This is a genomic window from Streptomyces sp. NPDC024687, assembly GCF_055559055.1.
Genome location: NZ_JBVHLJ010000012.1, coordinates 51,117 through 65,292 on the forward strand (window position 1 = coordinate 51,117; position 14,176 = coordinate 65,292).

Here is a 14,176-nt window from a genome sequence, read left to right on the forward strand (position 1 = left end):
CGGGGCGCCGAGGTCGGCAAGTGGGCGTCCACTGTCAAGCGGGTGATCGTGATGCCGTCGTGACCAGTGCCGGTGCGTCCGGGCACGCGTCACCCGGGGCGGGGCCCCCGGACCCCTTGATGCCTAGAGCAGTGACGGGACCTCTGCTGCTGCCACTTCCCTCGCCGCGCGTTCCAATGCACTCGCCAGCAGGGCAAGATCCGTCGGGCCGTTGCCCAGTTCCCGGACCGGGCGGCGGGCCGGAGGGTCACCCATGTGTTCCCACTCCAGGGGGACGACCGTGGGGCGCAGGGTCGCCGTGCGGGGGATGCGGCCGGTGACCCGGCCGGCCTGGAACGCCGTGACCCGGCCGTCGGACCGGGTCAACCGGCCACGGCCGGGGGCCGGTTCGTCCGGGCCGGTGGCCGGGGTGTCCAGGGTGACGCGGAGGGTGGCCCGGCGGGCCGCTTCCGACTCCGCCGTACGGCCGCCCGGGCCGGTCGCGGCCACCAGGTGGACGCCCAGGCGCTCGCCCTCACGGGACACCGCCTCCAGCGCGCGTATGACCGAGCCGGCGGCCGGCCTGCCCGGGGAGCCGAGGGGCGGGGAGACCAGGGCGTCCAGGTCGTCCACGATCACGACCAGACGGGGCAGCGGGGGTGCCGTCTCCGTCCGGCGCCGGGCCGCCGCCGGACGCAGGCGGATCGTGGAGCTGGGCGGCGAGTCGAGGTCGGCGGCGGCCGGGTCGCCGGGCGCACCCGCGGCGCCTGTCGCGCTGCGGGGGGACGCCGTGCGCTGGGCGACCATACGGCCCGACAGCTCCCGGCCGGTGTGCCACTCCGCGAAGTCGGAGCGGCCCAGCAACTCCGCGCGCCGCTTCAGCTCGGCGCTCAGGGACTGGGCGAACTCCCGCATACGGACCGGGTCGTTGGCGATGAGGTGGGTGGTCACATGCGGTACGTCGGTGCACACGCGCAGGCCCTCGCCGTGGCCGCCGGCGCCCACGGTGTCCCGGCCGTCCATCAGGACGATGCTGAGGCGGTCGGGGCGCTCGGCCGCGGCCAGCGAGGCGACGGCCGCCCGCAGCAGTTCCGTACGGCCGCTGCCCGCGGGGCCCTCGATCAGCAGGTGCGGGCCCTCGGCCACGAGGTCGGCGCAGACCGGACCGCGCGGCCCGGCCCCCAGCACCGCCCACGCCCGGCCGCCGAGCGACTCCGGGTCGTCGGCCGCGTCCGCCCAGCGGGTCATCAGCGACGGCGGGGTGGCCCGGGCCAGCCCCAACTCGTCCAGCAGGCGCGCCGACTGGGGCAACGGCGAGGACACGCGCGTGTGCCCCGCACCGGTGGTGCCGTCCGTCCGCAGCGGTGCCAGCGCCCGCGCGAACCGCTCGGCCCAGGCCGCGGAGACGGCGTCCACGGCGGCGACCGTGCCGTGGCCGACCGGGGTGGGGCCGGCCGTCGGGACTGCGGTGAGGTGGACCGTGTCGGCGTCGGTCCGCGGACCTGGGCCGGTGGAGGGGATCTCGGCACCAGTGCGCGTGCGGGTGCGGTCGGTCTCGGCGCGGCCGGGAGTGGCGCCGGTGCCGTCGCTCTCACGGCCCGCCTCCGCGGGGACCCCTGCTCGGGCCACCCGCATCAGCCGCAGGGCCGTCGCCACGTCCCCGCTGAGCAGGCCGACCGCCCCGCACTCGCGGAACGTGGGGGCCGCCGCGCACGCCGCCTCATAGGTGTCCGTCACCGGAGAGGCGGGCGAGGCCGGGGCCGTCTCGGCCAGGCACACGACGTGGATACCGGCACGGGGGCCCTCCGCCGCCAGCCGCGCCACCGCCTTGCGCAGACCCGCGCCGCCGGGATCGCCGTCCACGACCACCACGGTGTACGGCCCCGGGAAGCCGCCGCTCGTCCCGTCCTCCGTGTCGTCCCGGGCCCAGGAGGGCCGTCGGGCGGTGTTCCGGGGGTGGTCCTGCGAGGTGGCGGAGCGGGCGGGCGGCACGGTCCCGCGGGCCGGGGCGAGCTCGGAGTCGGCCAGGTGGTCGTCCAGGCGCCGCAGGAGTTCGTCGGTGCGGGCCGCGGCCTGTTCGCGGTCGTGGGCGAGAAGGAGACGGCAGTCCTGGCCGTGCCCCGGGCGGACATGGGGGAGCCAGCCGAGCCAGGACCACTCGGCGGTGCGCTCCGGCGCGGGCCGGGAACGGTCCGCGCTGATCAGGACGATCTCCAGGGTCTCGGGCGCGTGCAGGGCGGCGAGCTGGGCGACCACCGCGCGGGCCAGCCCGGCGAGCCGCGCGCGGGGACCGGCCAGGCCCAGCGCACCGACCTCGCGCAGATCCGCGGTGACCGGAACGGCCGGCAGCAGCCCCGAGCCGTCGGGGGCCGCCCGGTCGGCGGTGCCGAGCCGCACGGTGAGGGCCTCCGGATGCCCGGGCCCGCGCTCCCACAGACGCGCGCCGGGACCCAGTGCGGTCAGCAGCAGGGCGGCCGGGTCGGGCCAGACCTCGGGCAGCTGGGACGCGGTGGCCGAGGGCACCGCGGCGACGGGCGCGCTCGTCTCGCCGTACGCCTCGTCCTGCTCGGACGTCTCCTGCTCACCCCGTCCCCCGGCCAGTCGCCGGGCCCACGCGGACAGTCCACCGCGCCGCCGCACACCCTGCGGTACGTCGGTCCCGCGCAGAGGGGTGCCCTTGCGGCGGCCGGTCGCGGGGGCGTCTGCCGGATCGGGAGCCGAGGGCATTGCCTGGTCGGCCGGGGGAGGCGGGGGAACGGCGGTGGTGCGCGTCACTTCGAAGGAGCCGAGCCCGGAGCGGCCGCCATGGGTGTCCCCGGGGTTGGCGTCGGTGTCGCCCCGGTGCTCGATCCGAGGTGCGCCGCCCTGGCCCGGCACGACGACCGGCGGCTCGGTGGGGCCGTGCCCCTGCGCTCCCGGGGTTGCGGGACCCCCGCCGGACGCGCCCCAGCTCGCGGAGCCGTAGGCGTGACGGGTCCGGTCGATGGGCGGCCGGGGTGAGGAGTCGCCGCCGTCGCGGCCCTCCCCCATGCCTGCCGACACCCTGCCCCGCGCGCGGGGCGACCGCTCCTCCTGTGCGGGGACCGAGCCGGACGCACTTGTGCCGTCCTCGTGAGCTCCTGCCGTCCCGCTCCCCTGGGCAGGGCCCGGCGGGCGCGCCCCGTTCACGGTCGGTCCATGACCACTGCCGTTCGCTTCACCGGCCGTGCCCGAAGGTCCGTGTGCCCGGCTCCCGCCCGGTACCGGCCCGGCCTCGCCCGGGGTCACGCGTACATGTCCCTCGCCGTCCGGTTCCGTCCCGAGCCGTCGCCCCCCGCTCGGCGACAGCCGGAGCACCGACTCGCCGATCCTCAGGAGCGCGCCCGGGGTGAACCGGACCGGGCGGGTGCCCACCCGGGAGCCGTCCAGGGTCGTGCCGTTGGTGGAGTCGAGGTCGGCCACCGAGACGCGGCCGTCGGGCGCGACCGTGACCGCGCAGTGCAGGCGGGAGACGTCGGGGTCGTCCAGGGGCACGTCGGCGTCGGCGGAGCGGCCGATGTGGATCTGGCCGCCGTGCAGCAGATGGACGCCGCCGGCGTCGGGGCCGGCGACCACATGGAGCTGGGTGGGGGCGTCGTCGAGCTCCGGGTGGGGCTCGGGGGCCGCCGGGGCGCCCAGGGACAGCACGGCGCCGTCGATCAAGGGGGGCTCGCCCAGGGTGGCGCGCTGGGCGTCCAGCCGCTCACCGTCCGCGTAGAGCACGACCGGACCGCCGCCGCGCTCGGCCTCGCCCGAGCGGGAGGCGCCGTCCCCCGGGACCGCCGAGGCGAGTGCCGTGGCCACCGTGGCCAGTGCCGTGCCGACGGGAGCGGTGACCAGCACGTCGCGGCTCGCGGCGCGGCCCCGGGTCCGGTCGGGCGGGCCCAGCGGGTCTACGACGGTCAGCCGGATCTGCATCGCCGTCAGCGGTCCCTTCTGCTCGGACGCGGACATCCCCACCCCCGCACGAGCACCATCGGCCAGTACTGCACGCATCCTCGCACCTGACACTGACAACGCGCCCGTCGCCCGAGGGCAAGTGATCTTGATTGGTCAGCTCTGCCCCCAAAAGTGCCTGACCACTGCTGCGCCGGTGATCACTTGAGATCGGTCACGTCCACGTCCGGCAACCAGGGACCCGGACGGAGCGTCTTTCCTTCGAACGTGCTTGGCAGCGCTTACGTAGTGCTGTGAGGAGCGGCACTACAGTGGGTCGGAACGACAGCCAGCAGCAGGGAGTGCATGACGTGCGGCCGGTAGGCAGCAAGTACTTCCTCGAGGAGCCGCTCGGACGCGGTGCCACGGGGACCGTGTGGCGTGCCCGCCAGCGGGAGACCGCGGGCGCCGAGGCCGCCGTACCGGGACAGCCCGGCGAGACCGTCGCGATCAAGGTCCTCAAGGAGGAGCTCGCGAGCGACCCGGACATCGTGATGCGGTTCCTGCGCGAGCGCTCCGTCCTGCTGCGGCTGACCCATCCCAATATCGTGCGGGTGCGCGACCTGGTCGTCGAAGGCGATCTGCTCGCCCTGGTCATGGACCTCGTCGAGGGCCCCGACCTGCACCGCTATCTGCGCGAGAACGGCCCCTTCAGCCCCGTCGGCGCCGCCCTGATCACCGCCCAGATCGCCGACGCGCTCGCCGCCAGCCACGCCGACGGCGTGGTCCACCGCGACCTCAAGCCCGCCAACGTCCTGCTGCGGCAGCACGGCGGTCAGATGCACCCCCTCCTGACGGACTTCGGCATCGCGCGCCTCGCGGACTCCCCGGGCCTGACCCGGACCCAGGAATTCGTCGGCACGCCCGCGTACGTCGCGCCCGAGTCCGCCGAGGGCCGCCCGCAGACCTCCGCCGTCGACATCTACGGCGCCGGCATCCTGCTGTACGAGCTGGTCACCGGCCGTCCGCCGTTCGCCGGCGGTTCCGCACTCGAAGTCCTGCACCAGCACCTGAGCGCCGAGCCGCGCCGCCCCTCCACGGTCCCCGACCCGCTGTGGACGGTCATAGAGCGCTGTCTGAGCAAGAACCCGGAGCGCCGCCCCAGCGCCGAGAACCTCGCGCGCGGGCTGCGCGTCGTCGCCGAGGGCATCGGCGTGCACGCGAACTCCGCGCAGATCGCCGCGGCGGAGAACGTCGGCGCGCTGCTGCTGCCCGACCCCGACCCGGCCGCCGTGCCGGACACCCCGGGCGCCGCCGACCCGACGCAGGTGCTGCCGCACGGCGCGGGCGCCTACGACCCGAACGCCGCGACCAGCTTCCTGCCGCACACCGGTGCCGGGAACCCCGTCGGCGCCGCCGACCCCACCGCCGTACTCCCGCACCGCGGCGCGGCCGATCCGACGGCCGTCATGCCGCCGGTGCCGCCCGGACAGCCGGGACAGGGCCAGTACGGGCAGCAGGGACAGCACGGACAGCAGCCCGGCGGGCCCGAGGACCCGCACCCCTGGCAGAACCAGCTGCGCGCGGCCCGTGACCGCAACGAACAGACCCAGGTGCAGTACCTCGACCCCAACGAGGACCCGCTGCGCCGCCGCCCCCAGCGGCAGGTCGCCAGGCCGCAGCAACAGCAGCCGCCCCAGCGGCAGCAGCGGCCCCCGCAGCGGCCGCCGCAGGGCGGTTACGGCCGTCAGCCGCAGCCCCAACAGCCCCAGCAGTACGCCCCGCAGCAGCAGCCGCAGCGGTACGCGCCCCCGCCGCAGCCCGAGCGCCCCGTGCGCGAGCCCCGGCAACCGCGTCAGCGCAGTGCCAACAGGATGCGGATCCCGGGTCTGGGCTGCCTCAAGGGCTGTCTGTTCACGATCATCATCCTGTTCGTCGCGAGCTGGCTGATCTGGGAGCTGAGCCCGCTGCAGGACTGGATCGGCACCGGCAAGGGCTACTGGCAGCAGATCGGGGACATCGTCGACACCGTCAGCAAGTGGATCGGGGATCTGGGCGGAAACTCCTCGGGTCAGCAGTAACTCTGTGGATTTGTCGACACCCAGCGGGTGATTTCCGTCTCCGCGGTGAAGGTTGGCTCTTCCGGCGCGTAGTTTTAGCGACAACACGCGTCTGTAGGAGCAGCCTTGGCACGGAAGATCGGCAGCCGGTACACCGCCAACCAGATCCTGGGGCGGGGCAGCGCCGGCACGGTGTGGCTGGGCGAGGGCCCCGAGGGTCCCGTCGCCGTCAAGCTGCTGCGCGAGGATCTCGCGTCCGACCAGGAGCTCGTCGGCCGCTTCGTCCAGGAGCGCACGGCTCTGCTCGGCCTGGAGCACCCCCATGTGGTCTCCGTACGCGACCTCGTGGTCGACGGCAACGACCTCGCGCTCGTCATGGACCTGGTCCGCGGCACCGATCTGCGCACCCGGCTCGACCGGGAGAAGCGGCTCGCGCCCGAGGCGGCGGTTGCGATCGTGGCGGACGTCGCGGACGGGCTGGCCGCCGCGCACGCCAAGGGGGTCGTGCACCGGGACGTGAAGCCGGAGAACATCCTGCTCGACATGCAGGGTCCGTTGGGCCCCGGGGGCGCGCATCCCGCCCTGCTGACGGACTTCGGTGTGGCCAAGCTCATCGACTCGCCGCGGCGCACCCGGGCCACGAAGATCATCGGGACGCCGGACTATCTGGCGCCGGAGATCGTCGAGGGGCTGCCGCCGCGGGCGTCGGTGGACATCTACGCCCTGGCGACCGTCCTGTACGAGCTGCTGGCCGGGTTCACACCGTTCGGCGGCGGGCATCCCGGGGCGGTGCTGCGGCGACATGTGACGGAGACGGTGGTTCCGCTCCCGGGCATCCCCGACGAGCTGTGGCAGCTGATCGTGCAGTGCCTGGCCAAGGCGCCGGCCTCTCGCCTGCGGGCGTCCGAGCTGGGGACGCGGTTGCGGGAGCTGCTGCCGTTGCTGGCCGGCATGCCCCCGTTGGACGTGGACGAACCGGACGCGGAGCAGGAGGAGGAGCCGGACGGGGAGACGCCGACGGCGGCCTCCGACGGGGAGCCGGTGTCCTCCGGGCGGTCGGCGCGGCGGGGAGCCGTACCGCTGGTGCCCGGCGCCAAGCCCGCCGACTCCAACCGGGACACGCACACCTCGATGAGGGTGCCTGGTCCTGACGAGCTGGCCGGCGGCGCGCTGGGGACGGCCCGGGTGCCGAGGCCCGCCGGGGCGCCGCGGCCGGGATCCGCGCGACACCGGGCGACCACACGGCGGCGGAGGCTGGTCGTGGGGATCGCGGGACTGGTGCTGGTCGCGGCGGCGGGCGCCGGGATATGGGCGGCCACATCGGGCGACGACGCGGGAGCGTCACCACAGGACACGAAGAACTCGGCGCCGGCCTCCCCCTGAGGGGGCGGCGGGCCGGGGGACGACCGACGTCGGTTGCCACAGCCGTTAGGCTGGAGGGCGTGGCAGTCGTCGATGTATCCGAAGAGCTCAAGTCCCTCTCCTCGACCATGGAGTCGATCGAGGCCGTTCTGGACCTCGACAAGCTGAGGGCAGACATCGCCGTGCTCGAGGAGCAGGCGGCCGCGCCGTCCCTGTGGGACAACCCGGACGAGGCGCAGAAGATCACCAGCAAGCTGTCCCACCTCCAGGCGGAGGTCAGGAAGGCGGACGCGCTGCGCAGCCGCATCGACGACCTCTCCGTGCTGTTCCAGATGGCCGAGGAGGAGGACGACCCGGACACCCTCGCGGAGGCCGAGTCCGAGCTCGTCGCCGTCAAGAAGGCACTGGACGAACTGGAAGTCCGGACACTGCTCAGCGGTGAGTACGACTCCCGCGAGGCGCTGGTCAACATCCGCGCCGAGGCCGGTGGTGTCGACGCCGCCGACTTCGCGGAGAAGCTCCAGCGGATGTACCTGCGGTGGGCGGAGCAGCACGGCTACAAGACCGAGATCTACGAGACCTCGTACGCCGAGGAGGCCGGCATCAAGTCGACCACCTTCGCCGTGCAGATCCCGTACGCCTACGGCACGCTCTCCGTCGAGCAGGGCACGCACCGGCTGGTGCGCATCTCGCCCTTCGACAACCAGGGGCGCCGTCAGACCTCCTTCGCCGGTGTCGAGATCCTGCCCGTGGTCGAGAAGACCGACCACATCGAGATCGACGAGTCCGAACTGCGCGTGGACGTCTACCGGTCGTCCGGTCCCGGCGGACAGGGCGTCAACACCACCGACTCCGCGGTCCGGTTGACCCACCTGCCCACCGGCATCGTCGTCTCCTGTCAGAACGAGCGCTCGCAGATCCAGAACAAGGCGAGCGCGATGAACGTCCTCCAGGCCAAGCTGCTGGAGCGGCGCCGCCAGGAGGAGCAGGCCGCGATGGACGCCCTCAAGGGCGACGGCGGCAACTCCTGGGGCAACCAGATGCGTTCGTACGTCCTGCACCCGTACCAGATGGTCAAGGACCTGCGCACCGACTTCGAGGTCGGCAATCCCGAGGCTGTGTTCAACGGCGAGATCGACGGCTTCCTCGAAGCCGGAATTCGCTGGCGCAAGCAGCAGGAGAAGTAACTTTGTCGATTTGACAACCGTTTTGCAACTGCCGCCCACCGGGCGGCAGTTTGCTTTATGTCTGGGTTTTACATCACACTCACAGACCGCTTTCCCCGGCATTGGGCCCTTACCGGGACATCGCGCCCGCAACGGCCTTGACGTTGCTTTGAAAAATGGGAAGGGTGAAGCGTGGCATGCGTATCTCTGGGGCGCATGTGAACCGGGGGACTTGAGCAACCGCTACCTTCTCCCGTCGATCACGGCCCCGAGCGCCGCCTCATTGACGATGAGCTACTGGGGGTAGCAACCACATGACGAAGAAGACGCGGATCCGGATCGCGCGCATAGCCGCCGGTGCCGTGATCGCGGCCGGTGCCTCGCTGACTGCTGCCGGCGCGGCTTCCGCGCTGGAGATCAACGTGGGCGTGGGCGACAGCGGGGTCGGCGTGAACGTCGACGCCGGCCTCGGCGACGACCCGACCGACCCGGTCACGGAGATTCCGACCGACCCGGTCACCGAACTCCCGACCGACCCGGCGACCGATCTCCCGACGGACCCGGTGACGCCGCCGGTCACCGACGAGCCCACGGACCCGACCGAGGAGCCCACCGAGCCCACCGAGGACCCGACCGACCCGGGTAACGGGAACGGAAACGGGAACGGGAACGGCAACGGGAACGGCAACGGGAACGGCAACGGGAACGGCAACGGCAACGGGAACGCCGGGGGCGGCAACAGCAACACCGACCCCGACGGCGGCTCCAACACCTCCGTCCAGGAAGAGGGCTCCTCGGCCCTCACCGACACCGGCGCGGACACCACGTCCAACACGTCGGCCCAGGGCAACGGGCAGGAGCTCGCCGAGACCGGTGCCGCGCAGACCACCTTCCTGGTGATCGGTGCCGCGACGATGATCGCCGGTGGCATCGGCTTCCGCATCCTGCCGCGCCTCGCGGGCGGCCGTGGTGGCGCTGCCGCCTGACGGTGACCACAAGTAGTCGCACGCGTGCCTAGCGTGCGCATGCTGAACGGCGAAGGGCCCGGAGCGAGTCCGCTCCGGGCCCTTCGTATGTCCTCGGCTCGTATGTCCTCGACCGCCGTCTACGCGGTCTGGTGCGCCAGCAGTGCCACCGTCGCGATCAGGACCGCGAGCAGGGCGATCAGGGCCGTCGGGTTCAGGCCCGCGAAGGGATTGTCCTGCTGCAGCCGGTCGCGGTTCGCGCGGCACACCGGGCACCGGCCCTCGCTCACGGGTGCCGCGCAGTTTGCGCACACCAGGCGGTCGTACGTCATGCGCGTCACCCTTCTTGCGAATGTGTTCCACGGGGAGAACGGTTCCGGGTCCCAGAACGTTCCCCTCCCTACTGTGCCAGGTTCCTGTGGGGGTCGCCTGTGCGCTGCCGGAGCCGGGGTTCCCAGGTGGGCACAAAACCGCCCAAGCGATACGCAACCCGAACCGGCGCCTGCGCTCGCGCACCCGGTTCGCGTATGGTCACGCTCATCTACCCCCGGCCTACCGTGGTGCATCCGTGATCCGATTCGACAACGTATCCAAGGTCTACCCCAAGCAGACCCGCCCCGCACTCAGGGATGTCTCCCTGGAAGTGGAGAAGGGCGAGTTCGTGTTCCTCGTCGGGTCCTCCGGCTCCGGAAAGTCCACCTTCCTGCGGCTGATCCTCCGCGAGGAGCGGTGCAGCCAGGGACAGGTGCACGTGCTGGGCAAGGACCTCGCCCGTCTGTCCAACTGGAAGGTGCCGCAGATGCGGCGCCAGTTGGGGACGGTGTTCCAGGACTTCCGGCTCCTGCCCAACAAGACGGTCGCCGAGAACGTGGCCTTCGCGCAGGAGGTCATCGGCAAGTCGAAGGGCGAGATCCGCAAGTCCGTGCCGCAGGTGCTCGACCTCGTCGGGCTCGGCGGCAAGGAGGAGCGGATGCCCGGTGAGCTCTCCGGTGGTGAGCAGCAGCGCGTGGCGATCGCCCGGGCCTTCGTGAACCGGCCCAAGCTGCTGATCGCCGACGAGCCCACCGGCAACCTCGACCCGCAGACCTCCGTCGGCATCATGAAGCTGCTGGACCGGATCAACCGGACCGGCACGACCGTCCTGATGGCCACCCACGACCAGAACATCGTGGACCAGATGCGCAAGCGCGTCATCGAGCTGGAGAAGGGCCGTCTCGTCCGCGACCAGGCACGCGGCGTCTACGGCTACCAGCACTGACCGCCGTTCGAAGAGTCCCCGGAAAGGCCTGAAGAAGACGCCATGCGCGCCCAGTTCGTACTCTCCGAGATCGGTGTCGGTCTCCGTCGCAACCTGACGATGACGTTCGCGGTCATCGTCTCCGTCGCCCTGTCGCTCGCCCTGTTCGGCGGATCGCTCCTGATGAGCGACCAGGTCGGCGCCATGAAGGGCTACTGGTACGACAAGGTCAACGTCTCGATCTTCCTCTGCAACAAGAGCGATGCCGAGTCGGACCCCAACTGCGCCAAGGGCGCGGTGACCGAGGACCAGAAGAAGGACGTCCTCTCCGACCTGAAGAAGATGTCGGTCGTCGAGACGGTCATCCACGAGTCGCAGGACGAGGCGTACAAGCACTACAAGGAGCAGTTCGGCGACTCCCCGCTGGCCGCGTCCCTCACCCCGGACCAGATGCAGGAGTCGTACCGGATCAAGCTGAAGGACCCGGAGAAGTACCAGGTCATCGCGACCGCCTTCAACGGCCGGGACGGCGTGCAGTCCGTGCAGGACCAGAAGGGCATCCTGGACAACCTGTTCACGATGCTGAACCTGATGAACCGGGCCGCGCTCGGTGTCATGGCGCTCATGCTGATCGTCGCCCTGCTGCTGATCGTCAACACGGTGCGCGTCTCGGCGTTCAGCCGTCGGCGGGAGACCGGGATCATGCGGCTCGTGGGCGCGTCCGGCTTCTACATCCAGGCGCCGTTCATCATGGAGGCCGCCGTCGCCGGCGCGATCGGCGGCGGGCTCGCCTGTGTCTTCCTGGTCGTCGGCCGGTACTTCACCGTCGATCACGGCATGGCCCTGGCCTCCAAGCTCAATCTGATCAACTTCGTGGGCTGGGACGCCGTTCTGACGAAGCTGCCGCTCATCCTCGCCGCGAGCGTGCTGATGCCCGCGTTGGCCGCGTTCTTCGCGCTGCGCAAGTACCTGAAGGTGTGACACATGCCAAGAGGGCCGTACGGTCAACCGGCCGTGCGGCCCTCTTGCGTTGTCCTAGACTCACCGGCATGTCGGGCCGAGATCTGTTCTGTCAACCCCGCCGCATCCGCCGGGGGGCCGCCCTGACATTGGTGTTCGCGAGCGTGCTGGTGGCCGGCGCGGCGACCGGCTCCTTCCCCGAGGCCGACGGCGGCGACGCCAAGTCCTCGTCGGACGCGGCCCGTTCGGCCGCCCCCGCGGGTCACCACGAGGACGTGACCGAGGCGGCCGAGGAGGCCATGGCCGACGGCACGTCCCCCGTGGAGGCCGCCGCGCGTGCCGTCAGCCGCAGCGGGGACCGCTGGGGAGCCGTCTACTCCCGGGGCGAGTACGAGGAGTTCGAGGAGGCCCTCGACGGCCGGTACACCGGCGTCGGCCTGTGGGCGCGGCGCGAGCGGGACGGCCGTATCGAGGTCACCAGGGTGAGCTCCCACTCGCCCGCGGCCGCCGCAGGGATCCGCGAGGGCGACCGGCTGCGCAGTGTCGACGGGGAGCGGGTGGACGGGCATCCGGTCACCGAGGTGGTCTCCTTACTGCGCGGCGACGCCACGGACGCGGCCGCCGGTACGGCGGTCCGGCTCGGCCTCGAGCGCGGCACACGCGCGTGGACGCAGACCGTCCGGCGTGCGCGTCTGTCCACGGACTCGGTCGCCGTTCGGGAACTCGCCGGCGGGATCACCGTCATCAGGATCGACTCGTTCACCAAGGGCGTCGGGGACGAGGTCCGGGACGCCGTACGGCAGGCCCCGGCCGGCGGCGGGATCATTCTCGACCTGCGCGGGAACTCCGGCGGGCTGGTCACCGAGGCCGTCACCACGGCGTCCGCCTTCCTCGACGGGGGACTGGTGGCGACCTACGACGTCGACGGATCGCAGCAGGCGCTGCACGCCGAGCCCGGCGGGGACACGAGCCGGGCGTTGGTCGCGCTGGTCGACGGCGGGACGATGAGCGCGGCCGAGCTTCTCACCGGGGCCCTCCAGGACCGGGGGCGGGCGGTGGTCGTGGGGTCGCGGACGTTCGGCAAGGGGTCGGTGCAGATGCCCAGCGCGCTGCCGGGCGGGTCCGTGGCCGAGCTGACGGTGGGGCACTACAGGACTCCGTCGGGGCGAGGCGTCGACGGGCGCGGGATCACACCTGACCTGGAGACGGACGATCAGGCCCTTCAGCAGGCGGAGACGGTGATCGCGGGGCTGGGCGCCTAGGCGGTCGCCCCTGGTGTGGGTGGTCTGCGCACCGCTCGATTAAGGGCTGGCCCCGGCCCCCCTCCCTAGTGCGAAAATGGTCAGCACTATGAGCAAGGGAATGTACGTACCGAAGGAGTCCCAGCCGAAGCAGGGTGGCGGGGGCGGCAAGGCGCAGGACGGGGAGAAGGGGGGCAAGCGCAAGCTGGTCGCCCAGAACAAGAAGGCCCGGCACGACTACGCGATCATCGACACCTACGAGGCCGGGATCGTGCTCACCGGCACCGAGGTGAAGTCGCTGCGCCAGGGGCGGACCTCGCTGGCCGACGGGTTCGTCCAGATCGACGGCGGTGAGGCGTGGCTGCACAACGCCCACATCCCCGAGTACAGCCAGGGCAGCTGGACCAACCACTCCGCGCGCCGCAAGCGCAAGCTGCTGCTGCACCGCGAGGAGATCGACAAGCTGGAGACGAAGGCCCAGGAGACGGGTCACACGATCGTGCCCCTCGCCCTGTACTTCACCAACGGCAGGGCCAAGGCCGAGATCGCCCTCGCGCGAGGCAAGAAGGAGTACGACAAGCGGCAGACCCTGCGGGAGAAGCAGGACCGGCGGGAGTCGGACCGCGCGATCGCGGCGGTGAAGCGCAAGGAGCGGGGCCAGTAGGCCGGGCGCCCGGGACGCCGAGGCGCCGGGAATACGGTGGCATCGACGTGCGTTGGTCACGTACGATGGAGTCAACACCGGCCGCGGTCGGTGTGCTGATTGACAACACAACATGGGGATGATCGGTTTCGACAGCGGCTGTTGAGGCAGGGGAAGCGTGTCGAGGAAGCGGCAATGATCTCGTAAACCATATGCCGCAACCAATAATCGCCAATTCCAAGAGCGATTCCCGCGTCTTCGCCCTCGCTGCCTAATAAGCAGTGAGCGAAGGCCCTAACGGGTGTCAGCCCGGGAGTGTTCCCGACCCGGATCCTGGCATAATTTAGGGGACTAAACCATCGAGCCCGGTCACGGGGTTCGATGGGAAACCAAACAGTGACTGGGCCCGTCGGCGACTTGTTCGCGTGATCGCCGGGGCCGAGAAAATCGCAGCGAACTGCACACGGAGAAGCCCTGGTTCTGCACCGTTGGACGCGGGTTCGATTCCCGCCATCTCCACTCGTCCCTCCGGGGACAACCCCATGTTTGTAATTGAATACAGTGGCGAAGGCCCCGCAGCTTCACGGCTGCGGGGCCTTCGTCATGCCCTGTACGGGGCTGTCCGGATCATCCCGGGCTTCACACGTTTCCCACATGTAACCCACAAAA

At 71.7% G+C, this 14,176-nt stretch carries 10 protein-coding genes and 1 other RNA gene; 9 read left to right on the top strand and 2 right to left on the bottom strand.

Annotated elements, in window-relative coordinates:
• Positions 1-123: 123 nt before the first annotated feature.
• A complete protein-coding gene (locus tag ACZ39I_RS35495) occupies positions 124-3,915 on the bottom strand; it encodes an FHA domain-containing protein (RefSeq protein WP_467249287.1) in 3,792 nt (1,263 codons plus the stop codon).
• Between the two features lie 329 nt (positions 3,916-4,244).
• On the opposite strand from ACZ39I_RS35495, the gene ACZ39I_RS35500 reads away from it, so the two are divergent.
• The 4 genes from ACZ39I_RS35500 (at position 4,245) to ACZ39I_RS35515 (ending at position 9,447) form a co-directional block, all read left to right on the top strand.
• Positions 4,245-5,954, top strand: coding sequence for a serine/threonine-protein kinase (locus tag ACZ39I_RS35500; RefSeq protein ID WP_467249289.1), 1,710 nt, complete (start codon positions 4,245-4,247; stop codon positions 5,952-5,954).
• A gap of 105 nt (positions 5,955-6,059) precedes the next feature.
• Positions 6,060-7,316: a serine/threonine-protein kinase gene (locus ACZ39I_RS35505; protein WP_467249021.1), complete on the top strand. Its 1,257-nt coding sequence runs from the start codon at positions 6,060-6,062 to the stop codon at positions 7,314-7,316.
• A gap of 59 nt (positions 7,317-7,375) precedes the next feature.
• Complete coding sequence (prfB, locus tag ACZ39I_RS35510) at positions 7,376-8,482, top strand: peptide chain release factor 2 (protein ID WP_352391113.1); 1,107 nt, start codon at positions 7,376-7,378, stop codon at positions 8,480-8,482.
• A gap of 293 nt (positions 8,483-8,775) precedes the next feature.
• Positions 8,776-9,447, top strand: a complete 672-nt coding sequence (locus ACZ39I_RS35515) for a hypothetical protein (protein WP_467249022.1) — start codon at positions 8,776-8,778, stop codon at positions 9,445-9,447.
• Positions 9,448-9,566: 119 nt separating this feature from the next.
• Here the strand turns inward: ACZ39I_RS35515 and ACZ39I_RS35520 are convergent, their stop codons facing one another.
• Positions 9,567-9,758: a hypothetical protein gene (locus ACZ39I_RS35520; RefSeq protein WP_352391115.1), complete on the bottom strand. Its 192-nt coding sequence runs from the start codon at positions 9,756-9,758 to the stop codon at positions 9,567-9,569.
• A 236-nt stretch (positions 9,759-9,994) separates the two neighbouring features.
• On the opposite strand from ACZ39I_RS35520, the gene ftsE reads away from it, so the two are divergent.
• The 5 genes from ftsE to ssrA all read left to right on the top strand — a co-directional run bounded on the left by ftsE (position 9,995) and on the right by ssrA (position 14,029).
• Positions 9,995-10,684 (top strand): cell division ATP-binding protein FtsE, encoded by a 690-nt coding sequence (gene ftsE, locus ACZ39I_RS35525; protein ID WP_352391116.1) that lies wholly within the window; start codon positions 9,995-9,997, stop codon positions 10,682-10,684.
• 42 nt (positions 10,685-10,726) lie between these two features.
• The gene (ftsX, locus tag ACZ39I_RS35530; RefSeq protein ID WP_359433363.1) at positions 10,727-11,644 is read left to right on the top strand and encodes a permease-like cell division protein FtsX; all 918 of its coding nucleotides are present in this window, start codon (positions 10,727-10,729) and stop codon (positions 11,642-11,644) included.
• A 68-nt stretch (positions 11,645-11,712) separates the two neighbouring features.
• Entirely contained in the window at positions 11,713-12,885 is a 1,173-nt protein-coding gene (locus ACZ39I_RS35535; protein ID WP_467249023.1) for a S41 family peptidase, read from the top strand.
• A 100-nt stretch (positions 12,886-12,985) separates the two neighbouring features.
• On the top strand, positions 12,986-13,528 hold the full coding sequence (gene smpB, locus ACZ39I_RS35540; protein ID WP_352391203.1) for an SsrA-binding protein SmpB: 543 nt from the start codon (positions 12,986-12,988) through the stop codon (positions 13,526-13,528).
• Between the two features lie 114 nt (positions 13,529-13,642).
• Positions 13,643-14,029: a transfer-messenger RNA gene (gene ssrA / locus ACZ39I_RS35545) on the top strand.
• Positions 14,030-14,176 lie beyond the last annotated feature (147 nt).